The 21,518-nt window shown below is 43.9% G+C and carries 23 protein-coding genes and 1 tRNA gene; 18 read left to right on the forward strand and 6 right to left on the reverse strand.

Annotation, left to right across the window (positions count from 1 at the left end; all coding sequences use genetic code 11):
* The first annotated feature begins 235 nt into the window (after positions 1–235).
* Entirely contained in the window at positions 236–1,000 is a 765-nt protein-coding gene (locus G5B00_RS15640) for a hypothetical protein (RefSeq protein WP_163877585.1), read from the forward strand.
* Between the two features lie 53 nt (positions 1,001–1,053).
* Here G5B00_RS15640 and G5B00_RS15645 read toward each other — a convergent pair whose 3' ends face one another.
* The gene (locus tag G5B00_RS15645) at positions 1,054–2,445 is read right to left on the reverse strand and encodes an arginine decarboxylase (RefSeq protein ID WP_163877588.1); all 1,392 of its coding nucleotides are present in this window, start codon (positions 2,443–2,445) and stop codon (positions 1,054–1,056) included.
* 110 nt (positions 2,446–2,555) lie between these two features.
* On the opposite strand from G5B00_RS15645, the gene argS reads away from it, so the two are divergent.
* From argS to G5B00_RS15660, 3 genes are read left to right on the forward strand one after another with little or no spacing between them, the layout of a single operon-like run.
* The gene (gene argS / locus G5B00_RS15650; protein ID WP_163877590.1) at positions 2,556–4,343 is read left to right on the forward strand and encodes an arginine--tRNA ligase; all 1,788 of its coding nucleotides are present in this window, start codon (positions 2,556–2,558) and stop codon (positions 4,341–4,343) included.
* An 11-nt stretch (positions 4,344–4,354) separates the two neighbouring features.
* Positions 4,355–5,428 (forward strand): Gfo/Idh/MocA family oxidoreductase, encoded by a 1,074-nt coding sequence (locus tag G5B00_RS15655; protein ID WP_163877593.1) that lies wholly within the window; start codon positions 4,355–4,357, stop codon positions 5,426–5,428.
* Positions 5,429–5,486: 58 nt separating this feature from the next.
* Positions 5,487–6,683 (forward strand): NAD(P)/FAD-dependent oxidoreductase, encoded by a 1,197-nt coding sequence (locus G5B00_RS15660; protein WP_255453801.1) that lies wholly within the window; start codon positions 5,487–5,489, stop codon positions 6,681–6,683.
* A 47-nt stretch (positions 6,684–6,730) separates the two neighbouring features.
* On the opposite strand, the gene G5B00_RS15665 is transcribed toward G5B00_RS15660, so the two are convergent.
* From G5B00_RS15665 to G5B00_RS15675, 3 genes are all read right to left on the reverse strand, one after another.
* Positions 6,731–6,928: a hypothetical protein gene (locus G5B00_RS15665; RefSeq protein ID WP_163877596.1), complete on the reverse strand. Its 198-nt coding sequence runs from the start codon at positions 6,926–6,928 to the stop codon at positions 6,731–6,733.
* 84 nt (positions 6,929–7,012) lie between these two features.
* Positions 7,013–7,417, reverse strand: a complete 405-nt coding sequence (locus G5B00_RS15670) for a DUF5606 domain-containing protein (RefSeq protein ID WP_163877599.1) — start codon at positions 7,415–7,417, stop codon at positions 7,013–7,015.
* Between the two features lie 12 nt (positions 7,418–7,429).
* Entirely contained in the window at positions 7,430–7,888 is a 459-nt protein-coding gene (locus G5B00_RS15675; RefSeq protein WP_163877602.1) for a peptidylprolyl isomerase, read from the reverse strand.
* A gap of 227 nt (positions 7,889–8,115) precedes the next feature.
* Between G5B00_RS15675 and G5B00_RS15680 the strand changes: the two genes are divergently transcribed.
* From G5B00_RS15680 to G5B00_RS15730, 11 genes are all read left to right on the forward strand, one after another.
* The gene (locus tag G5B00_RS15680) at positions 8,116–9,078 is read left to right on the forward strand and encodes a Gfo/Idh/MocA family protein (RefSeq protein ID WP_163877605.1); all 963 of its coding nucleotides are present in this window, start codon (positions 8,116–8,118) and stop codon (positions 9,076–9,078) included.
* Between the two features lie 104 nt (positions 9,079–9,182).
* On the forward strand, positions 9,183–9,494 hold the full coding sequence (rplU, locus tag G5B00_RS15685) for a 50S ribosomal protein L21 (RefSeq protein WP_163877608.1): 312 nt from the start codon (positions 9,183–9,185) through the stop codon (positions 9,492–9,494).
* Positions 9,495–9,540: 46 nt separating this feature from the next.
* The gene (gene rpmA, locus G5B00_RS15690; RefSeq protein ID WP_163877611.1) at positions 9,541–9,804 is read left to right on the forward strand and encodes a 50S ribosomal protein L27; all 264 of its coding nucleotides are present in this window, start codon (positions 9,541–9,543) and stop codon (positions 9,802–9,804) included.
* A gap of 188 nt (positions 9,805–9,992) precedes the next feature.
* Entirely contained in the window at positions 9,993–11,285 is a 1,293-nt protein-coding gene (locus tag G5B00_RS15695; RefSeq protein WP_163877614.1) for a DEAD/DEAH box helicase, read from the forward strand.
* Positions 11,286–11,434: 149 nt separating this feature from the next.
* A complete protein-coding gene (locus G5B00_RS15700; protein WP_163877618.1) occupies positions 11,435–11,593 on the forward strand; it encodes a hypothetical protein in 159 nt (52 codons plus the stop codon).
* 12 nt (positions 11,594–11,605) lie between these two features.
* Positions 11,606–12,022 carry a Fur family transcriptional regulator gene (locus G5B00_RS15705; protein WP_163877621.1) on the forward strand — a complete coding sequence of 139 codons (417 nt, stop codon included), beginning with the start codon at positions 11,606–11,608 and terminating at the stop codon, positions 12,020–12,022.
* A 160-nt stretch (positions 12,023–12,182) separates the two neighbouring features.
* Positions 12,183–13,199 carry a CobW family GTP-binding protein gene (locus G5B00_RS15710; protein WP_163877624.1) on the forward strand — a complete coding sequence of 339 codons (1,017 nt, stop codon included), beginning with the start codon at positions 12,183–12,185 and terminating at the stop codon, positions 13,197–13,199.
* A 13-nt stretch (positions 13,200–13,212) separates the two neighbouring features.
* Positions 13,213–13,908, forward strand: coding sequence for a hypothetical protein (locus G5B00_RS15715; RefSeq protein WP_163877627.1), 696 nt, complete (start codon positions 13,213–13,215; stop codon positions 13,906–13,908).
* Between the two features lie 304 nt (positions 13,909–14,212).
* Positions 14,213–16,639: a TonB-dependent receptor gene (locus G5B00_RS15720; RefSeq protein ID WP_163877630.1), complete on the forward strand. Its 2,427-nt coding sequence runs from the start codon at positions 14,213–14,215 to the stop codon at positions 16,637–16,639.
* Positions 16,640–16,665: 26 nt separating this feature from the next.
* On the forward strand, positions 16,666–17,145 hold the full coding sequence (locus G5B00_RS15725; protein ID WP_163877633.1) for a DUF4625 domain-containing protein: 480 nt from the start codon (positions 16,666–16,668) through the stop codon (positions 17,143–17,145).
* Between the two features lie 30 nt (positions 17,146–17,175).
* The gene (locus G5B00_RS15730; RefSeq protein ID WP_163877636.1) at positions 17,176–18,198 is read left to right on the forward strand and encodes a DUF4625 domain-containing protein; all 1,023 of its coding nucleotides are present in this window, start codon (positions 17,176–17,178) and stop codon (positions 18,196–18,198) included.
* A 65-nt stretch (positions 18,199–18,263) separates the two neighbouring features.
* Here G5B00_RS15730 and G5B00_RS15735 read toward each other — a convergent pair whose 3' ends face one another.
* The gene (locus G5B00_RS15735; protein ID WP_163877638.1) at positions 18,264–18,749 is read right to left on the reverse strand and encodes a hypothetical protein; all 486 of its coding nucleotides are present in this window, start codon (positions 18,747–18,749) and stop codon (positions 18,264–18,266) included.
* Between the two features lie 126 nt (positions 18,750–18,875).
* On the opposite strand from G5B00_RS15735, the gene G5B00_RS15740 reads away from it, so the two are divergent.
* The 3 genes from G5B00_RS15740 (at position 18,876) to G5B00_RS15750 (ending at position 21,343) form a co-directional block, all read left to right on the forward strand.
* A complete protein-coding gene (locus G5B00_RS15740) occupies positions 18,876–19,100 on the forward strand; it encodes a hypothetical protein (protein WP_163877640.1) in 225 nt (74 codons plus the stop codon).
* Positions 19,101–19,118: 18 nt separating this feature from the next.
* Positions 19,119–20,333 (forward strand): GTP-binding protein, encoded by a 1,215-nt coding sequence (locus G5B00_RS15745; protein ID WP_163877642.1) that lies wholly within the window; start codon positions 19,119–19,121, stop codon positions 20,331–20,333.
* A 101-nt stretch (positions 20,334–20,434) separates the two neighbouring features.
* Positions 20,435–21,343 carry an NAD(P)/FAD-dependent oxidoreductase gene (locus G5B00_RS15750; RefSeq protein ID WP_163877645.1) on the forward strand — a complete coding sequence of 303 codons (909 nt, stop codon included), beginning with the start codon at positions 20,435–20,437 and terminating at the stop codon, positions 21,341–21,343.
* 84 nt (positions 21,344–21,427) lie between these two features.
* On the opposite strand, the gene G5B00_RS15755 is transcribed toward G5B00_RS15750, so the two are convergent.
* Positions 21,428–21,501 (reverse strand) — tRNA-Ala (locus tag G5B00_RS15755).
* Positions 21,502–21,518: the final 17 nt, after the last annotated feature.

The following is a 21,518-nucleotide window of genomic DNA, read 5'->3' on the forward strand; positions in this document are numbered from 1 at the left end:
TGTTATAGTATCATCCTAGCCATACTATATCCCTACTATATCTATGCTATATACCTGCTTTATCTCTGCTTTGTCACTTCAAAAATATGATCTTTCTGGAAGCGTTTTGATGCCCTAAATCCCATAAAGCTAAAATGCAAACGACAAAAGTGGACATTTCGGACATTTTGGGACATTTTGGACATGCTGTAGTAAGTTTTGTTTTACATTTACGCTCTAGACATATCATTATACTATGGCTTATCAAGACACTATATTCAAGTTAAGAGGAAGCATCGGTGATCTTTCTTTTTACAAAGACAAGCGTACGGGCTATCAGGTCCGACGAAAAGGAGGCCCTTCGAGAGAACAGGTATTGAATACTCCCGAACTGCGCCGCACGAGAGAAAATGCACAAGAGTTCGGACGAGCAGCTCAAGCATCTAAGCGTGTGCGGAGTATATTGAAGAGAAAATTGTCGTGTCCAAGGGATTCAAAATTTTGCCAGCGGATGAATAGCCGTATGGTTAAGATAATCAAAGCCGATCAAATCCACGGCCGTGGAGAGAGACAGGTGATGGCTGAAAATATGGAGATGCTGTTGGGCTTCGATTGTAATGAGCAAGCGCGGTTGTCAGATGTTTTGTTTTTAAAGATTCCTGTTCAATATGATCGGTTTACGGGAAAAGGGACGTTGATATTTCCGCAGTTTAGACCGTCTGACAAAATTTTGCCTGTTGCAAACGCAACACATGTACAATTGCGGGTGTTGGCAACGGAGTTTGGAATGGACGATGACGATACGGATAGGATCTCCATGGTATCTTCGGAATATCTGGACATACGAAGAGCTACTGAAACGGTATCACCCTCTCTATCCTTTGATCTGTACCCTCGAATGACAAGTGTCGTATTGATCTGGGTAGGGGTGGCTTACTATTCTTTTGTCAATGACGGTTATCATCCGTTGTCCGACTTACAGCACGATACATTGGCTATTGTTCATGTGGATATACCTTGATTTTAGGTATACCTAAATCAAGCCTTTTTGTGTTAAAAATGTATAATCAAAAATCACTGATACCCCAATAATTTCATGACCTGCTTGGAGTTCTGTTCCTCCCCAAAGACTTCATAATTGAATGTCTCATCCCTATTGCGACGGATCAGCACATGCTTGGGCGAAGGCAACAGACAGTGGTGTATGCCACCGTAGCCGCTCAATACATCCTGATACGCCCCAGTGTGGAAAAATCCGATATATTGCACTTTACGGGTTTTGGGCATGAAGACGGAGTTCATATGTGCTTCCTGGTTATAGTAATCCTGCCCGTCACAGGTGATGCCGCCAATGTTGACTCTTTCGTATTCCGAATCCCAGTTATTGATCGGCAGGAGGATGTATTTTTGGTTCAGCGCCCATACATCGGGTAGGTTGGTGATAAACGAACCATCGATCATAAACCATTTTTCGCGATCATTCTGCTGCTTGCGGCCCAATACCTTGTACAGTATACCCGATGCTTCGGCTACGGTATATTTGCCAAATTCGGTAATAATATCCGGCTCGATAACCTCGTGGTGTGCGCATATCTGTTTGATGCGGTTGACGATCTCATTGACCATGTACTCATAATCGAAGTCGTGCACCAGCGAATCTTTGAACGGCATACCTCCGCCAATATCCAATGTGTCCAGATCGGGGTTGACCTTTTTGAACTTGCAGTAGAGCGTTACATATTTCTCCAGCTCGTTCCAATAATACGGGGTGTCCGATATACCGGAATTGATAAAGAAATGCAATAGCTTGACCTTAAAGTTTGGATTGCTCGCTATTTTGTTGTTATAGAAATCAATGACATCCTCCGAACGGACACCCAGACGCGAAGTATAGAACTGCGAATCGGGTTGTTCTTCGGCCGCGATACGGATTCCCAAAGAGCAGGGTTCATCGAGTTCAATTTCGTCGTCGTATAGGTTGAACTCTTCCTTGTTGTCCAGTACCGGAATGATATTTTTGAAGCCATCATGGATCATGTCGATGATGTATTGCTTGTACTGGTAAGTTTTGAAGCCATTGCAGATGACGGTAATATCCTTGGTCACCGTGCCTGCACGTTCCAGTGAATCGATCATTGGCATGTCAAAAGCAGACGAAGTCTCCAAGTGGATGTCATTTTTCAATGCCTCCTCTACGATGTGCTTGAAGTGTGACGACTTTGTACAATAACAATATTTGTAAGACCCCCGATAATCGTGCTTGAGGATAGCTGTCTGGAAAAGAATCTTCGCCTGTTGGATCTTTTTACTGACCATAGGCAAATAGGTGAAACGTAAGGGCGTGCCATATGTTTCTATCATTTCCATCAGATTCAAATCCTGAAAGTATAACTCATCGTCTATAATCTCGAATCCGTCCTGTGGAAAACCGACACTTAAGTCAAGAAATTCCTGATAGCTCTGCATTTTTTATTATTTTTGGCAAAGATATACTTTCGTAATGAATACCTAAATACTTGGGGTGATAATTTTCTCATTCATTATCAGAAAGATATAGATTATTACGTAATATTTACATGGCAATTTCTATTCAACAAACACTTATCGAACAAACGGTTGTGGCTGTACGTTCACTTTACGATGCCGAATTGGCGGAAGAACAGGTTACTTTGCAGGAAACCCGCAAGGAATTTGATGGACAGATCACGATTGTAACTTTTCCGGTCACTCGCTTTTCAAAGAAATCTCCAGAACAGACAGGAACAGAAATAGGGGAGTATCTCCAACAGCATATCGAAGCCATCTCTGCTTTTAATGTTATCAAAGGTTTTTTGAATATAAGCCTGTCCGATGCGTATTGGGTTAGCCTATTGAACGAGACTATCGTACGATCTGATTTTGGACAGTTCCCAAAAAATGGAAAAGCGATTATGGTTGAATACGCCTCGCCAAATACCAACAAACCTTTGCATTTAGGGCATGTACGCAATGTACTTTTAGGTTATTCGGTAGCCGAAATTTTAAAGGCTTCGGGCAAAAAAGTGTATAAAACGCAGGTCATCAACGACCGGGGTATCCATATCTGTAAGTCTATGCTGGCCTGGCAGAAATTTGGCAATGGTCAAACACCTGAATCTACCGGGCTAAAAGGTGATAAGCTTGTCGGAAATTTTTATGTGGAATTTGATAAAGCCTATAAAAGAGAGATCGACGAGCTCAAAACGCAGGGAATGTCTGAGGACGAAGCAAAAAAACAAGCGCCATTGATGCTCGAAGCCCAGGAAATGCTCCGCAAATGGGAAGCCGGCGATGAGGGGGTGGTCAATCTTTGGACGACGATGAACGGTTGGGTGTACGACGGCTTTGAGGTGACGTACAAAGATCTCGGTGTTGATTTTGACTTCAATTATTACGAAAGCCAAACCTATTTGTTGGGGAAAGATGAAGTGGAAAAAGGGTTGGAAAAAGGCGTATTCTATAAAAAAGAAGATGGTTCGGTCTGGATTGATCTGACGGATGAAGGTCTGGACGAAAAACTGGTCTTGCGTTCGGACGGAACTTCGGTTTACATTACGCAGGACATTGGAACGGCCATTCAGCGGGTAAAAGATTTTCCGGATGTAGGTGGGATGGTATATACCGTTGGCAATGAGCAGGATTACCATTTTAAAGTACTGTTTTTGATTCTAAAGAAATTAGGCTTTGACTGGGCAGATGGGCTTTTCCATTTGTCTTATGGCATGGTCGATCTGCCGTCCGGAAAGATGAAATCCCGTGAAGGTACGGTAGTCGACGCGGATGATCTGATGGGAGAGATGAAAAAAACGGCTAAGGAAAGAACCGAAGAACTGGGCAAAACAGATGATTTTGAAGAAGACCAAAAAGCGGAATTGTACGATACCATTGGTATGGGCGCTTTGAAATACTTCCTGTTGAAAGTCGATCCTAAGAAACGGTTATTGTTTGACCCGAATGAATCGGTCGATTTTCAGGGGCACACAGGGCCTTTTATCCAATACACGCATGCCCGTATCAAATCGGTCTTGCGCAAAGCAAGGTTCAATGGAACGGAGGGAATAATTACGCCCGAAAGCATCTCTCCTTATGAGCGGGATTTGATACAGGTGCTGGCCAATTTCCCGACCGTTATCGAAGCCGCTGCTCAGGAATTCAGCCCGGCACAGATAGCCAATTACGTGTATGAAGTAGCCAAGCTGTATAACAAATTCTATCATGAAGAAAGCATCCTGAAAGCCGAGCAGGAAGATATAAAGATATTCCGCCTGCATTTGTCTGCTGCTGCTGCAAAGATTATTGCTGAGAGTATGCGCTTATTGGGTATTCAAGTGCCGGAGCGGATGTAAAAGTATTGAGAATGCAAAAAAAATATAAAGTAGGACTGATCGGGTTTTCCATAGGAGGTCATGTATTTCATGCACCGTTTATTGTGGAAAATGACCGTCTGGAATTATATAAAGTGACGGCACGGAAGCCTGAGCAACAGCGCATGTTAGCTGAACGATATCCTACTGCCATCAATGTACTGTCAGCGGACGATATTATTGGGGATCCGGAAGTGAACCTGGTCGTCATAGCCACTTCCAATGATGTACATTACAGCTTGGCAAAGGCTGCTCTGGAAGCCGGAAAGCATGTGATCGTCGAAAAACCTTTTACAAATACCTCCGCCAAAGCGGATGAGTTGATCGTATTGGCAAAGGATAAGAATTTGCTATTGTCTGTCCATCACAATGCCCGTTTTCATTCAGATTTTAAAACCGTGCGTAAGATGATTGCTTCGGGAAGATTGGGACGTGTAGTCAATTATGAGGCGCGATTTGACCGTTTCCGCAATTTTTTGAGACCGGGTGCGTGGCGGGAGGAAAATTTGCCCGGATCGGGTATTCATTACGATCTGGGAGCGCATCTGATCGATCAGGCTTTACAATTGTTTGGGCATCCCGAATGGGTGTTTGCCGATCTGCGTGTACAGCGTGACGGGGCAAAAGCAGTTGATGATTTTGAAATTATTCTTTCGTATCCCCGATTGAAAGTTTCGCTCAAGGGACAGATGCTGGCCAAAGAGCCTACACCACGCTTTGCAGTGTATGGAACCAATGGCTCTTTTGTGAAATGGGGGGTAGATCCACAGGAAAACCTTTTGCGTGCTGGTGCTAGGCCTGGGGATGTGCAGGACTGGGGGAAGGAAAACGAAGATACATATGGTACATTGTCCATTGTGGAGGATGGACAGGATATCGTTGAGCGTATTCCGAGTGAAATAGGTTCGGGGGAAGATTTTTATCGAAATGTAGTTGCTGTATTGGATGGCGAGGAAGCATTGATTGTGAAGCCCGAACAAGCAAGGGATGTGATCCGTATTCTGGAACTGGCAGAGCAATCGTGGCGGGAGCAGAGGGTTGTGAAATTTGAAAATGAGATAATTTGAAGATTTGAAAATGGCTGAGAACTGAACACTGATTACTGACAACTGACAACTGAATACTTTGAAAAACTACGAGGCCATAATAATAGGAGGTGGAGCATGCGGGCTGATGTGTGCGGTTCAGGCAGGATTGTTGGGCAAAAAGACCCTGGTTCTGGAGCGCAACGACAAGCCCGGTGCCAAGATATTGATTTCGGGTGGAGGAAGGTGCAATTACACCAATCTGCATACATCAATAGAAAATTTTGTTTCGGAAAATCCCTCCTTTCTACATACTGTCTTTGCACAATGGACGGTGGAGGATACGATTGCTTTCTTTGAAAATTTCGGCCATATAAAAGGAGTAGAAAAAACATTGGGACAGTTGTTTCCTGCTACGAATAAAGCGAAGGATATTGTGTCTGTTTTTACCAAACTAATGTACGAAACAGGGCAGGATATTTGGTTAGATACCTTGGTGAAATCTGTAGAATCTGTAACGGAGGGCTACAGGATAATTATAGCGCGTGCCGGAAAAGAAGAGGTGCTGACGAGCAAAAAAGTTGTATTTGCTTCTGGAGGATTGCCGGTGGCTAAGTTGGGAGCTTCGGATCTGGCATTGAAGACTGCCTACAAATTGGGATTGGAGGTTGTGCAGACTGCACCTGCTCTCGTCCCTTTGACGATCACGGGCAAGGATGCGGATTGGTATGCTTCCCTGTCGGGGAATTCGGTTTTTGCACGTGTCTACAACGATAAAATCTCATTTGAGGAAAATATACTGTTTACGCACTGGGGATTGAGTGGGCCGGCCATTTTGCAGATTTCATCTTATTGGCGGGCAGGTGAGGTCTTCAAGATAGATTTGCTCCCGAAGTTTAGATTGGATAATCTGATCCGACAGGAACGCAATGCTGGGGGGAAACGTACGATAGGACAGATGTTGAATGATTATTTCACAAAAAAGATGGTAGATGCTTTGGGTAAATTTTTGCCGATAACTATCAAAATTGCATCACTCAGTAAGGCCGATGCGGCACTCGTTTCGGATACTATACACCATTTTAAAGTTAAACCGGCAGGAGACAAAGGTTATGATAAGGCGGAAGTGATGCGTGGCGGTGTGTCTACGGCCGAACTGCATCCCAAAACCTTGGAATCAAAGAAATATCCCGGATTGTATTTTGGTGGTGAGGCTGTGGACATTACGGGTTGGCTTGGAGGGTACAATTTTCAGTGGGCCTGGGCGGCAGGCTATGTGATTGCGCAGGATTTGTAGGGCATTGTGTGAAATAAACATAATGCCCTGGGAGGATAATTCCTATGCTATTTATCACCATCCATTTCTCTCAGCAAGACCTCATATTCTCCAAATCTATGTTCTCGGATCGGGCGTACAAATGGTTCTGTTTTGAAATATAAGAGCAGTGCAGGACTGATATGGTTGTAACGCTCTACAAACTCATATCGGATCAACTCTCCGTTTTTTATCCGTTGCTTTATTTTGTTGTGGTAGGGATACATGTTTTGTAGATTAGGAAAAAAAGCCCTGCAAAAGAAAATTTGCAAGGCTTTTAATTTGAATGTAGAAAGACCTCGGAAAAGATGTTATGCCAAAGGTTCAGGAGCTTCTTCTTCAAACAAAGGAAGTTCCTTGATGATATTGTACCAAGAGATGATCTTCTTGATGTCGGAAGTATACACCCGGTCTTCATCGTGCCCCGGAGCTACTTCGTTGAAAAAAGCCCTTAACGTATTGTTGTCGGCTTTTGTGTCAGGAGTCTCACCTCCTTTGGCCTTGATGTTTTCGAAGATATCGATCAAGCGGATCTCTTCTTCCTCGCCGTAAATCGTGATGTCTTCGAGCGTGGCCATCTTTGTCGTGTTAAGATTGACGACCGATTTCACTTTGGCACTGTCCAAAGTTTCTAGGACAAAGCCTCCTTTATTTTGTCCGATCAGCTTAAATAAGCCCGGTTTTCCGGTGACGGATACTAATGCTCTTAAATTCATAAACCTGTGTGCTTAATTCTCAATAACTTCTACAGATAAGATTCGGTCTCCCTGACGGATGTCATCTACGACATCTACATTTTCAACTACTTTGCCAAAGCAGGTGTGATTGCGATCCAAATGAGCCGTGTTGTTGCGGCTATGGCAGATAAAAAACTGTGAACCACCTGTATTGCGGCCAGCATGCGCCATAGACAATACACCTCTATCGTGGTATTGGTTTTCGCCTGTCAATTCACAATCGATTTTGTAGCCAGGGCCGCCTGTGCCCGGTATACCGGCTGCACCTTCACGGGAATTGGGACATCCACCTTGGATCACAAAATCAGGGATGACACGGTGAAAGGCCAGGCCGTCGTAATAACCGGACTTTGCTAGTTTGATAAAGTTGGCAACTGTATTCGGAGCGTCTTGATCGTAGAACTCTACGGTCATATCACCCTTTTCGGTTTTGATTATAGCTTTGCTCATTTCTAAAAAAATTGTGAAGTGCAAAGATACATTTTTTTGGCAAAAGTGAAATGGGGCGTAAGAACCGATGAAGCAAAGGTTTGGATAGTGTTTTATAATTTGCCTAAGGTTGTTATCTTTATAGGGGTAATGAAGGTGGGATTATGTGGATAGTGAAAGCAAGGAGAGCCATGGTAGGATTGAGAGACTCCATAGGAGTTAAATGTTCATAAGAAAGATTTTGCACAATGATAAAATGGGGAATGATTGGGGCAGGGGATGTGACCGAAGTCAAAAGCGGGCCTGCCTTCAGGAAAGTGGAAGACTCGGATCTGATCGCTGTGATGCGCCGGGACGAAGAAAAGGTAAAAGATTATGCTGCCCGACATGGGATCGCCAATTGGTACACAGATGTAGAAGCGATGCTGGCCAATTCTGATGTCAACGCTGTATATATTGCCACACCACCGCATGTGCACCTCCATTATGTAGAAAAGGCCTTGCAGGCTGGAAAAATGGTGTATGTAGAAAAGCCTTTGGCCTTGGATGCCCACGAGGCCAGGCAGATGAAGGATTTGTTGAAAAGGTATAGCGGAAAATTGGTCGTGGCACATTATCGTCGTGCGAACCCTTATTTTTTGAAGGTAAAGGAAATTGTGGAGAGCGGCCTTATCGGACAAGCTTCCCTTGTCCATCTCAACATGTACAAAAAAGCCCAATCTGCCGAAGAACTATCCATATCCAAGAACAAATGGCGTATAGATCCTGCCATATCGGGTGGAGGGCTTTTCCATGATCTGGCACCCCATCAGTTGGATCTGATGGTGGCTATTTTTGGAAGTCCATTGCATTATTGCGGTTTGTCAGACGTAAAGGGAACGGAAAAGCCTGCGACACGTGTATCAGGTCAGGTGTTGTTTGATCGTGGTGTTTTGTTTCATGGGATATGGGATTTTGATCGGACGGAAGAGGAGGATCTGTGTGTGATTCTGGGTTCTGAAGGCAAATTGAGATTTTCTTTTTTTGAAGGAAAACCTATTGTCTTAGAAAGGGGAGAGGATATCGACGAGTTTGCTTTTGAACCGTTACAGCATGTGCAGCAACCGATGATCGAGCAGACAGTCCGGTATTTTAAAGGTGAAGTGGACAATCCCTGTACAATAGAGGATGGTATCCTCTGTATGGAGATCATAGATGCGTTTACGAAGTAGGGGCAAAAGATTTTTTGCCCCTACTTCTAAAAAATAATTGCACAATTCAACTATATATTCTATCTTTGCGGTTCATTAAAATAATTATAAAAAATTAAATAACAATGTACGCAATAGTAAATATAGCAGGACAGCAATTTAAGGTTGCAAAAGACCAATCTCTTTTTGTACACCGTTTACAGGGAGAAGAGGGCGCTAGTATTGAATTTGACAATGTATTGTTAGCAGAAGACGGTGGTAAATTTACTGTTGGTACACCAAGTATCTCAGGTGCTAAGGTTTCAGCTACGATTTTGTCTCATTTGAAAGGTGATAAGGTCATCGTTTTCAAGAAAAAACGCCGTAAAGGTTACAAAAAGAAAAACGGACACCGTCAACAGTTTACAAAGATCCAGATCACTGGAATCAGTTTATAATTGAATTTTTTAATCTGACTTTATAGTCATAAATTAGGATAAAGAAATGGCACATAAAAAAGGTGCGGGTAGTTCGAAGAACGGCCGTGAGTCACACAGTAAGAGATTAGGGGTAAAAATATTTGGTGGTCAGAAAGCTATCGCTGGCAACATCATCGTTCGTCAGCGCGGTACAAAACACAATCCTGACAAAAACGTTGGTATTGGTAGAGACCACACTTTGTTTGCTTTGGTAGACGGTACCGTTGTGTTCCGCAAAAAAGCCAACAACAAATCTTATGTTTCGGTAGTTCCTGCTGAGGCTAACTAAGTTTTGTACATACCTCATTCAAAAATTCAAAGCCGCTAAGTGTCTCTTGGCGGCTTTTTCCTATAAGAAGGACTGTCCGTAAAGTCAAACATCACCGTCATTGCTTCGCCATTCTTCTTCGCAACGACGCGTTTTTTTACTTGATAACTTTTCAGAAAGCCCCTTACACATAAAGTAATTTTTTCGATTTGAAAACTTTTAAAGAACTGAAAGTAGCCGCTCCGATCCTTGGAGCCTTAGAAAATCTCGGCTACGAATATCCAACCCCTATACAGGAGCAGGCTATCCCCGAGGTATTGAATGGCCGGGATCTTCTGGGCTGTGCCCAGACAGGCACGGGCAAGACCGCTGCATTTGCAATCCCTATTTTGCAGTTGCTTGATCAATACAAACCACAGGGGCATAAAAAGGGAACTATCCGTGCCTTGATCCTGACACCTACACGTGAATTGGCCATTCAGATCAGCGAATCGTTCCAGGACTATGGAGCAAACTTGAAGTTGCGCCATACCGTCATCTTTGGCGGTGTCAACCAATTCTCGCAGGTCAACGAATTACGGCAAGGGGTAGACATATTGGTGGCTACACCGGGTAGGTTATTGGATTTGATGAATCAGCGTATTCTCTCTGTGAGCCAGATTGAGATTTTCGTATTGGATGAAGCGGATCGTATGTTGGATATGGGATTCATCCACGATGTCAAGCGTGTACTGAAGGTTATTCCCGAACGTCGGCAGACTTTGTTCTTTTCAGCGACTATGCCCAAAGCTATACAAGCCTTGGCAGATAGCATGTTGAGCCGTCCTGTTAAAGTGGAAGTGACACCCGAATCGACCACGGCCGAGACTATACAGCAGACCTTGTACTACATTGAAAAGGCCAACAAGAACAAAGCTTTGTTACATTTATTGAAAAATGATCTGGATGACAATGTATTGGTGTTTACGCGGACCAAACATGGAGCGGACAGATTGGTGAAGTTTCTCCATAAGAATGAGATTTCTGCGGCGGCTATACACGGCAATAAATCACAGAATGCACGTCAAGGCGCTTTGGAGAACTTCAAGAACAAGAAGATCAGGGTATTGGTAGCGACGGATATTGCCGCACGTGGTATTGATATCGACCTGTTGAAATATGTGGTCAATTACGAAATCCCCAATATCCCCGAGGCGTATGTACACCGCATAGGCCGATCGGGTAGGGCAGGAGCACAGGGGTTTGCCATTTCGCTATGTGATGTCGAAGAGATACCCTATATCCGCGATATTCAGTTTACGATCGGACTAGAACTACCTGTCAAGGAAATGGAAGAGTTGAGCATGTCTCCACAGTTTTTGGCCCAATCATCTTCGGCAGCGCCACAAGGCAAAAATGCAAAAAAGGCTTCCAAAGCGCAACCCGCCGGTGCAAAGCCTGATTATAGGCATCGTAAGAAAAAGAAACCCGCTCATTCCGGTGGCAATAACCGTAGGTGGTAGATAAGGCGGTGTTGTATCATTTGTAGACCTGACAGGTTCCAAAATCTGACGGGTCTTTTTTTATCCAAAACAAATACGCAACATAGTTGCTTTTGTTTCGTATTTATTTTATATTTGCAATATTGTTGCTTTTATTTTATGCTAAAGTTGTGAGAATAACCGATAACATATTGACTACATCTACAGTTTTGGTCGAAGCTATGGGCGACTTCCATGTGATGACTTCTGCGGATATGTCACTGCATCCCGATGCTTTTGATTGGTCGGATGAGGAGAAAATTGAACGCATTGCATTTTTGTTCCGATAAAATAACGAGTTTATGTCTACTCCAAGTGATATTCTTAAAGAACATGGTGTTAGGCCGACGAGGTTAAGGATCAAAGTATTGAACGTTTTGATGAATACGCGCAAATCGTTCTCCTTTCAGGAAATGTACGCTTATTTTGATAGGGGAGAGGATCGGGTGACGATGTACAGGATTCTCAATGATCTCTATCATGGAGGTGTAATAGAATGGGTAGTTGATATTGATGGGATCAATCGTTTTGTCTATTATCCGGAGAGTTTCGGTATACGCCCCTCATTCAGGTGTAGGCACTGCGGTTCGGTTTCCTGCTTGACACCCTTGCCCGAATATTATATAGATGAGCTAAAGAATTATTGGATAGACGATGCAATGTTGCTTTTTTCGGGAATATGTGATCAATGTTTAAAGGATAATGGCAAAAAGGTTTAAAAAAGAGGAGTTGTAGACTATTTCTGGATTCAATCGTGCACTAGAGATCCACGGTTTTGAGATGGAGGAGGTGTGTCACGGCACTGACGGACAGGGTGATCTGATGGGTACAGTTGGAGAAATTTATAAGATTTGAATTTGAAGTATAAAGTACGATGCTATGCCGAGTAATGATATACGTCCGGTCACGATATTGACAGGCTTTTTAGGAGCCGGCAAAACTACGTTTTTGAATGCACTGCTACGGGCTAACCCGCAAAAGCGTTATGCTATTATCGAGAATGAAATCGGGCAGACCAATATAGACGGTATGCTAGTTGTTGATAAGGGCAATCAATTTGTCGAATTACAGGATGGTTGTTTATGTTGTACCTTGAACGATGACCTGTATCGTTCATTAGAAGCATTGTATCATCAGAAAGACAATTTTGATGAGTTGCTTATTGAATGTACGGGGTTGGCATTGCCGGAAGCGATTATAGAACCGTTTACAGTACATCCGGTATTCAAAAAATATTTTCCTTTGCTGCGGACAGTTTGTATGGTTGATGCCGAGCTGATTGAAGACCAATTGGCCGAAAGAACTGAGCCCTTGAAGCAACTTATGGCCGCTGATGCTTTAATACTGAACAAAACAGACCTTGTACGTGCAGGATATGTTAATGACCTTCAAGAATATTTAGCTTCGCTTAATCCATTTGCCAAAGTATTCCGATCTTTAGAACCTGCTGCTTTCCCTTTGGATGAGGTGGATCAAGTCAGGTATACTCCTCATTCTACATTTTTTTCTTTGGCAAGAGAGAAAGAGTCTACGGATACCTTTATCCCTAGAAGTAAGGAATCAAGACAAACACATCATCAGGATATCGCAGTCCGTGCTTATATGATAGACGCTGAGTTTAATCTTGGGCAGCTGTACATTGGGTTGAGCATCTTGATTGGAAAGTATAGGGATAGGATATACCGGATGAAGGGAGTGGTATTCAAAAAAGATGAGGATAAAAAAGTTATTATACAGTCTGTAGGGGCAAGGCTGTATATGGATTATGGTGGCCATTGGGAAAATGATCACACCAAACAAAATCAATTTGTATTTATTGGAAAAGAATTGGATGGCCTTCATATAGAAAGATATCTACATGAATGGATAGCTATCCCTGATCTTGGTGCAAACTAAAAGCAATGAACATATGAAGAGAGATTCAATAGTTTTTTTGGCATTTTTACTGTTTCTTTTGTACGGTTGTAGTGAACCGGTACCTCCGATTGCGTGGGTGAAGGTCGGCGATAATCAGGATGATGATCGGTTTTATGTGGGGCAAACTCTGTTGTTGAAAGGAATCGTACGGGATACCACAGGCTTGGACGTGCTGTGGTGGCATATCCGACCGGTTTCGGGCGAGGGGTGGACGTATGTAGACACCATAGATCTTCGGACTTTTGATAAAGGCGATAAGTTTGAATGGCAGCAAGGAGTGGCTATTCCGGATTCTATTGCACTCGAGGAGTATCAGATAAGCCTGTCCGCCAGGCAACGTGACGGAAAAGTCGTTCAAAGCGCAAAAAATATGATGCTTGTTGTGGATAGTACTTTTCCGGTCATATCCGAATTGGAAGTAGGGCTCAATTCTGCCGGAAATGATCTGCATCTGGCGACTGAGATTGTCGCAGCAAAACGTATAGCCCATGTCGTAGTGGAGATTTCGGGTACAGCATGGCAACAGGAATATACTTTTGCAGGCAAAAAACTACAGGGCGAGTTGACAGCTCATTTTCATGAGCATATCAAGGTTGCAGAATTGCCATCTGGGGAATATAAGGTCAAGGTCTATGTGCACGACCAGAATGACCGTACTGCTATCGCAGAAGGTGGATTTTCCAAATAGAAGTGAGCCGGACAACCTTTGTTTAAAAAAAAGATATAAGGTTTTGCTTATGGAAAATCAATTGATGGATAACATAAAGGATATTTTTTTATATACATAGAGAAAAGCAGTTTGCGGAATCTGTCTTGCTGTCAGACAGATTGTGCCCGTCGAGCTGTAAGATAGCTACCGCACACCCTTTCTTTTTGAATGCAGAAAAATTATATTCGCAACATTGTTGCTTTTGTTTCATGTTTATTTTATATTTGCAACAATATTGCTTTTACAAAGATTGTATGATCTAAGAGCAATAGCGAATAGGATAATGAAAATAGTAGGATTGTTTTTCTTGTTAGGTCTTTGGAGTATTGCTGTGCAGTCTCAAACTTTCCGAATTTCCGGAACGGTGAAAGGAGATGATGGGGAGGAGGTGTCCAGAGCCCGGGTAGAACTTTTTCCTACGGAATTAAAATCTTTTTCGGACAAAAAAGGAGAATTTTCATTTCAGCATGTATCAAAAGGAAAGTATGTACTATCAGTTCATATGGTCGGCTATGCACCCTACCGTTCGGAAGTCAACCTGACAGACGAAGATGTTTCACTGACGGTCTACCTTACTCCCGGCATACACATGCTCAAAGAAGTTGTCGTACACGACAAAACGTCCTTAAAAAAAGACGAATATCCATTGAATACAGATATTGTTAGTTCGCAGTTTGTCCATAGGTATCTCGGTGGGAGCCTCATGCAGACCCTCGGTCGCCTACCAGGTGTCAGCATGATCGGGATAGGTTCCGGACAGTCAAAGCCACTTATACGTGGAATGGGTTTCAACCGTGTGGTCACTGTCGAAAAAGGAATAAAACATGAAGGACAGCAGTGGGGTGCCGATCATGGCCTGGAAATCGATCAATTTGCTACGGGAGATATAGAAGTGATACGCGGTGGAGCATCTTTTATGTACGGTTCGGATGCGATCGGCGGGGTGATCGATATCAAACCCAAAGCCTATCCGGATGACCATACGAGCGGTGGGACGGTGGACCTGATCGGCAAGACCAACAACATGCTTGGGGGTGTCAGTGTCCACCTTTACCAGAGGAAGACCAATTGGTTTTATGAGGGAAGGGCGACCTACCAAGATTACAGTGACTACCGGGTGCCTACGGATACCGTATATGTGTACAGCTACGCTGTGCATCTGGATCAGCGGCATCTTCGGAATACAGCAGGCAGAGAGTTAAATTTTCATCTCAACAGTGGCTATGTAGACGATCGGTTCAGTTCGATGTTCTATTTCAGCAACACTTTCAATAAGAGTGGTTTTTTTGCCAATGCACACGGTTTGGAACCCCGAAGGGTAGATATCGATCTGCATGATGCGTCTTCGAGAGATATCCCGATGCCAAGCCAGAAAGTTAACCATTTGAAGCTGATAAATAGAAGCGGATACGTATGGAATGATCACGAAATCGAATTGGATTTGGGTTTTCAACATAACTTTAGGCAGGAGTACAGTCATTACGTCAGCCATGGCTACATGCCTCCGCTATATCCGGAGAATTTGGATATTCCACAGGACCTGGAGCGTGAATTTGACAAAAAAGTATATTCAGCTAATCTCCGTGATAAAATGACCTACGGTTCACACGTAGTGACCATAGGAGCTTCGGGTGAGTATCAGCACAACGATATAAATGGGTGGACTTTTTTGGTGCCGGCATTTCGCCAGGCAGCGGTAGGTGTGTTTGTATATGACAAGTTCTCGCTTAATGAACAGGTATCCCTGCACGGTGCTATCCGCTATGACCACAGCACTATCCGTACGATGTCCTATACGGATTGGTTTCCTTCTCTAATAGAGATTGATGGAGAAGAGCAGTGGCAGAACCTAACCCGCGCTGAGGCGTCAGAAAAAGAGTTCAACAGTTTTGTTTGGTCTTTCGGGATGGACTATAGGCTGGGCCACTTTTCTTTGCAGGCAAATGCCGGAAAGAGCTTTCGGGTGCCTATTGCGAAGGAACTGGCGGCAAATGGGGTGAATTACCATTACTTCAGCTATGAGCTCGGTAATCCGACGCTGTCACCGGAGCAGTCCTATCAGGGGGATTTGGTTTTGCGTTGGCAGGATAGCCGATGGGCTATACAGCTAAGCCCGTATTACAATTATTTTCCGAACTATATCTATCTGAACCCTACGCCTGGTTTTGACCATTATTATGGCGCCGGCAATCAGATATTTGTCTATACACAGAGCAAAGTGTTACGCTATGGCGCAGAGGTGCAGGCAAGGTACAACATCATGAAAAGCCTATCTACAGAGATTTCGGGCGAGTACTTGTATGCCCGACAATTGTCGGGACAGAAAAAGGGATATACATTGCCCTTTTCGCCTCCGGCGTCCATAATGATGAACTTGACCTGGTCGCCTTTGGAGTGGAGCAAAGGGCAGGGTACGTATTTCGGTCTGGATTATAAACGGGTGGCGGCACAAAACCGTATCGTTCCGCCCGAGAAGAAAACAGCTGGCTATGGCATATGGCATGTGCAAGCAGGTACACAGTTTGCATTGGCGGGTCAACAAGTGCTGCTTAACCTGCAAGTGCAGAATGTGTTGGATACAAAATATATGGATCACACGAGTTTTTATCGCTTGATCGAATTGCCCGAAGCAGGCCGGAATATCATCCTGTCTCTGAGGATGCCTTTCCAGTCAGCAAAAAACGAAAATTCAGAGCGTAGTAAATCATAAATAACAGATAAGTAAAACAAATAACGATGAAGACGACAAGACAGATCATTTTTCTTTTTCTGGCAGTTGCGGGACTATTCGTAGCCTGTGAAAAAGACAGTAATAACGAGATCGATCAGGATCCCCCTCAGATACATATTGACTTTGCAGGTGCTTTTCCGGTGCAATGCAGCGAGATCGAAAGAGGTCAAAAATTCACATTCAAAGCCAGATTGTCGGATAATGTAGCTTTGGGCAATGTCAGCGTGGATATCCATCACAATTTTGACCATCACAGCCACAGTACAGAGATAGACGAGTGTGATCTGGCTCCCAAGAAAAGTCCGATCAAGCCGCTTGTTTTCATCAAATCCTATACGATCGCTCAGGGACTAAAAGAGTACGAAACCAATGTAGAGATAGATGTTCCGGCAGATATTGATCCGGGAGATTATCATTTTATGATTATCGTGACGGATCAGGAGGGGTGGAGTGATACCAAGGGGTTGAGTATAAAGATTAAATAACTAAAATTCAAACAACTAAAATTAAATATTATGAGAACACTTAAACACAACAAATTCATTGTCGCCTTAACGTTGCTGGCAGCGACGTTATTCTCCCTGTCATCCTGTGAAAAGGATAAAGATCCTGTCTTAAAAGCTCCAGTGATTGATTTATCCGAAGTAGGCAGCGGAAACAGTAAACAGGCCACCATCGGTGGAGATCTGCATCTGGAGGGTACGATCACGGCAGAGGCTTTGATCCAACGCATAGATATCGAGATCCATCAGGAAGGTGGCGGAAGCTTTGAGATCGAAAAATCGTACACCGAAGGCAAATATATCGGGGTAAGACAGGTCGAATTCCACGAGCACCTGGATATCCCGGCTAATGCCCCTGCCGGCGAGTACCACCTGCATTTTACGGTCACCGACAAAAACGGACAGACCACGACTGTAGAGTCTGAGCTGGAGCTTGTCATCGGGTCACCGAGTGCTGCATTGGTCTTCACGTTGATCACTGGCGAAAGTGTAGAAGGACACGGTGACCACTTCCATGGATTGGACGGTGCCGTGGAAGGTGCCTCGACGACGGTTACATTTGACGCTAATGGCAATGCACTCAGTGGCGGTCATTTGCACCTTGATCCCGAAGCGATCTATAAAATCAGCCTAAAAACGTACGATGCTCAAGGAAACGAGACGCAAGATCAACGGTTCATCGCGAATGAAGCTACAGCAAGTCTTTATAAGGCGTTCTTAATCGGAGGAGGTTTTATATTGAATCCCGATTCTCCCGAAGGTGAGGGAGCCCTTTTCCAGACACGTGAGACGCAATATGCCGACGGGACTGCGGTTTCGGGAGCGACCAATACCACAGGTGTCACTACCTATTTTACCGTAGGCCACGATAACGAAGGCGAAAAAGACGTAACTTTTGTGATGCGTAAGCTTAACGCAGGCGTAAAAGCAAATATCACCCGTACTGACTGGAACCGTACGGATTATACGACTGCATTTGCAGGAAGCAATGAGCTGGAACTCAAATTTGAGATCCATGCAGAGCACGATCATTAATAGCTGGCCGTAAAAAACATAAGGCAACATGGCGTTGCCTTATGTTTTTTAAGAAATAGAGGGTTTTATCTTTCCGTTGCCGATGCCCCTTCTATCCATATTTCCGTCCGCTTTTTGTCCATCGCATTGAGTACGACTTTTCCTGTTATCAGAATCGGCTTATTGCCGATTTTTTGTTTTTTATCGTGGGCCAGCGTTACTTCTACCATTGCGGGTATTCCATTTTGCCCGCAAAACATACATTGGTCTATTGGTAGGACGGACAGCAGAAACCTGTTGTGACGAAAGCCTGCTTTTATGGGAATGGCATAACCTTGTAAGGAAACTGTCTTACCATGCAATCGACGTAGCAAAGGAGGGAAGTATGGGATATAGACCTTTTTCCCATTTTTGTTCTCCACTTTGTACATCAGCAGGTCAAATGTTTGCCATACCTCGTTCATGAGGGGTTTGTGTTCGGTAAGATGTTCTCTTGAGGTCGGTTGTGCCTCGGATGAACTGGCCAAGAATAACCATACTGCCGAACATATTATTTTAATATAATGTTTCATAATGTGTTTTTTATTGTACTCTTTAACTTTTGAACAAAGTTAACACAATTATTTTAATGCAACATTGTTGCTTTAATGATTTTTGTGTTGTATCTTTGAGATCGGATATTTAAAGTCTTAAAACATATGATACCTCAAGATTTTGAAAGCTGGAAATATTGCATCGAGCAGAAGTGTGGCATCCCGCTGACATTACCGTTTGTACAAGGTCGTTTGGCGGTTTATGAAAATGAAGAGCTTCCCGAGACAAAACGGTTTATCAGCAAGTACGGTGAACAACATTATTGGCGTGTCAGGGAATGGTTTGCACGGGTGGCTATGGACCTGGCTATAGCAGAAAGGGATATTTAACGATAATAGCGAACATATATGAACGAAAAGAGAGAGAAAAGCAGGAAACTGCCCGTCACTGTGCTCAGTGGTTTTTTGGGTGCAGGAAAGACCACATTGCTCAACCATGTACTGCACAATAAAGAAGGACTTAAGGTAGCCGTGATTGTCAACGATATGAGTGAGGTCAACATCGACGCCCAATTGGTGGAGCGGGAGAATGTGTTGTCGCGAACCGAAGAAAAACTGGTCGAGATGAGCAATGGATGTATTTGTTGTACGTTGCGTGAAGACCTGATGGTCGAAGTAGAACGTCTGGCCAAAGAAGATAGATTTGACTACCTGCTTATTGAAAGTACGGGTATTTCCGAGCCTATTCCCGTCGCGCAGACATTTAGTTATGTAGACGACAACAATGGCATTGATCTGTCTTCGTTCAGTTATATCGATACGATGGTGACAGTGGTCGATTGTTACAATTTTTTTAAGGACTTCGGGAGTGCCGAGACCTTGCAGGATAGGGAATTGACAGACGATGATTATGATACGCGTACCGTGGTCAATCTGTTGACAGATCAGATCGAATTTGCCAATGTTATCTTACTCAATAAAACAGATTTGGTATCCGACGAGACGGCAGGAGTATTGGAAGCTGCCATCCACAAGCTAAACCCCGGAGCCAAGATCGTGCGTACACATTTCGGTAAAGTGGAACCGAAGGAGATCATCGGAACCGGCTTATTTGATTTTGAAACAGCATCTTCGTCCGCAGGATGGATCAAGGAATTGGAAAACGAACATACACCTGAGACCGAGGAATATGGTATATCTTCATTCGTATTCCATTCGCAAAAGCCTTTTCAGCCACAACGATGGTATAAATTCCTAAACGAGGATTATCCAAATAATATCATACGTGCCAAAGGTCTTTTTTGGATGGCATCACGCCCGGATATAGCTATCAGCTTCAGTCAGGCCGGGGGAAGCCTGCGTTTGGACAATGCAGGTTCATGGTGGTGTACCATGCCGGAAGAAATGCGTTACCGGTATCCCGAATACGCGGAAATCCGGCCGTCGCTTCTGGCGCGCTGGCATCCCGAATGGGAAGACCGTAAGACCGAATTGGTATTTATCGGTCAGAATCTAAATAAGGAACAGTATCTGGCAGAACTTGAGCAATGTCTACTGACCGAAGACGAAGCAGACGATTGGCGCCATATCTGGTTTAAGGATCCTTTTCCCAAAAATATTTAATATATCCTTCTATGCATTTACCCAGACGAGATTTTATAAAATATGGCACGGTTGCTGTAGCATCAGCTTTTAAGGGTACAGCTTCTACAAAATATCGCATTATGGAAGAAAGAATAGATTTTGACGTCATTATTGTGGGCGGAAGTTATGCGGGACTTTCCGCAGCGATGGCTTTGGGGCGCTCGCTGCGACATGTACTGATTATTGACAGTGGGTATCCATGCAACCGGCAGACACCGCATTCGCACAATTTCATCTCCCATGATGGTGAAAAACCATCTGTAATAGCGGAAAAAGCGAGGTCTCAGGTCATGGCTTACCCGACTGTCCGGTTTTATGACGGTTTGGCGGTATATGGCAAGAGGACCGATACAGGCTATGAAATAGGCACGCAAGGTGGACAGACCTTCGGCGCAAAGAAGTTGCTTTTTGCTACCGGAATCAAAGATATCATGCCGGATATAACAGGCTTTCAAGAATGTTGGGGAATCTCTGTTATCCATTGTCCGTATTGCCATGGATATGAATATCGGGGTAAAAAGACCGCGATCATGGCCAATGGTGAGCGGGCATTCCACATCGCGTCGCTTGTCCATAACCTGACGGATAATGTGACGATCCTGACAAGGGGTAAGGCAGATTTTAATACAGATCAAATCGATAGGCTGGAAAAACATAACATACAGATCATCGAAACGGATGTGGTAAAAATAGCACATGAGCAAGGGTATGTCAACCAAGTCGTCTTCCGTGGAGGAAGTAACATTCACTTTGACGCTGTATATGCGGCACTGCCTTTTGAACAGCATTCGGATATTCCTGCCAAACTAGGCTGTGAATTGACAGATTTGGGACATATCAAGGTAGATATGTCCCAAAAGACTTCTATAGAAGGCATCTTTGCCTGCGGAGATAGCTCCAGTATGATGCGATCTGTAGCCTATGCTGTCGCCACCGGGAATATTGCCGGAGCCATGATCAATCATCAGTTGACGGAAGAGATGTTTTGATATATTGAATTCCATTTTCCAAAATGGACAGATAAAAAAAGAGGTAATTTTCTGAAAATTACCTCTTTAGTTTTTTTGTTCTTGTGGAGCATATCGGATTCGAACCGATCACCTCTACGCTGCCAGCGTAGCGCTCTAGCCAAATGAGCTAATGCCCCTGCTGAAAATGTTCGCT

Origin of the sequence: Parapedobacter sp. SGR-10 (assembly GCF_011030405.1) — a bacterium.
Taxonomy (GTDB): domain Bacteria; phylum Bacteroidota; class Bacteroidia; order Sphingobacteriales; family Sphingobacteriaceae; genus Sphingobacterium.

Excerpts from the sequence above, each read along its gene's own strand:
- rplU (WP_163877608.1), top strand. The coding sequence starts at position 9,183 with ATGTACGCAATAGTAAATATAGCAGGACAGCAATTTAAGGTTGCAAAA.
- G5B00_RS15740 (WP_163877640.1), top strand. The coding sequence starts at position 18,876 with ATGATACCTCAAGATTTTGAAAGCTGGAAATATTGCATCGAGCAGAAG.
- G5B00_RS15655 (WP_163877593.1), top strand. The coding sequence starts at position 4,355 with ATGCAAAAAAAATATAAAGTAGGACTGATCGGGTTTTCCATAGGAGGT.
- rpmA (WP_163877611.1), top strand. The coding sequence starts at position 9,541 with ATGGCACATAAAAAAGGTGCGGGTAGTTCGAAGAACGGCCGTGAGTCA.
- G5B00_RS15750 (WP_163877645.1), top strand. The coding sequence starts at position 20,435 with ATGGAAGAAAGAATAGATTTTGACGTCATTATTGTGGGCGGAAGTTAT.
- G5B00_RS15645 (WP_163877588.1), bottom strand. The coding sequence starts at position 2,445 with ATGCAGAGCTATCAGGAATTTCTTGACTTAAGTGTCGGTTTTCCACAG.
- G5B00_RS15735 (WP_163877638.1), bottom strand. The coding sequence starts at position 18,749 with ATGAAACATTATATTAAAATAATATGTTCGGCAGTATGGTTATTCTTG.
- G5B00_RS15670 (WP_163877599.1), bottom strand. The coding sequence starts at position 7,417 with ATGAATTTAAGAGCATTAGTATCCGTCACCGGAAAACCGGGCTTATTT.
- G5B00_RS15675 (WP_163877602.1), bottom strand. The coding sequence starts at position 7,888 with ATGAGCAAAGCTATAATCAAAACCGAAAAGGGTGATATGACCGTAGAG.
- G5B00_RS15680 (WP_163877605.1), top strand. The coding sequence starts at position 8,116 with ATGATAAAATGGGGAATGATTGGGGCAGGGGATGTGACCGAAGTCAAA.
- argS (WP_163877590.1), top strand. The coding sequence starts at position 2,556 with ATGGCAATTTCTATTCAACAAACACTTATCGAACAAACGGTTGTGGCT.
- G5B00_RS15640 (WP_163877585.1), top strand. The coding sequence starts at position 236 with ATGGCTTATCAAGACACTATATTCAAGTTAAGAGGAAGCATCGGTGAT.
- G5B00_RS15710 (WP_163877624.1), top strand. The coding sequence starts at position 12,183 with ATGCCGAGTAATGATATACGTCCGGTCACGATATTGACAGGCTTTTTA.
- G5B00_RS15720 (WP_163877630.1), top strand. The coding sequence starts at position 14,213 with ATGAAAATAGTAGGATTGTTTTTCTTGTTAGGTCTTTGGAGTATTGCT.
- G5B00_RS15745 (WP_163877642.1), top strand. The coding sequence starts at position 19,119 with ATGAACGAAAAGAGAGAGAAAAGCAGGAAACTGCCCGTCACTGTGCTC.
- G5B00_RS15725 (WP_163877633.1), top strand. The coding sequence starts at position 16,666 with ATGAAGACGACAAGACAGATCATTTTTCTTTTTCTGGCAGTTGCGGGA.
- G5B00_RS15730 (WP_163877636.1), top strand. The coding sequence starts at position 17,176 with ATGAGAACACTTAAACACAACAAATTCATTGTCGCCTTAACGTTGCTG.
- G5B00_RS15715 (WP_163877627.1), top strand. The coding sequence starts at position 13,213 with ATGAAGAGAGATTCAATAGTTTTTTTGGCATTTTTACTGTTTCTTTTG.
- G5B00_RS15705 (WP_163877621.1), top strand. The coding sequence starts at position 11,606 with ATGTCTACTCCAAGTGATATTCTTAAAGAACATGGTGTTAGGCCGACG.
- G5B00_RS15665 (WP_163877596.1), bottom strand. The coding sequence starts at position 6,928 with ATGTATCCCTACCACAACAAAATAAAGCAACGGATAAAAAACGGAGAG.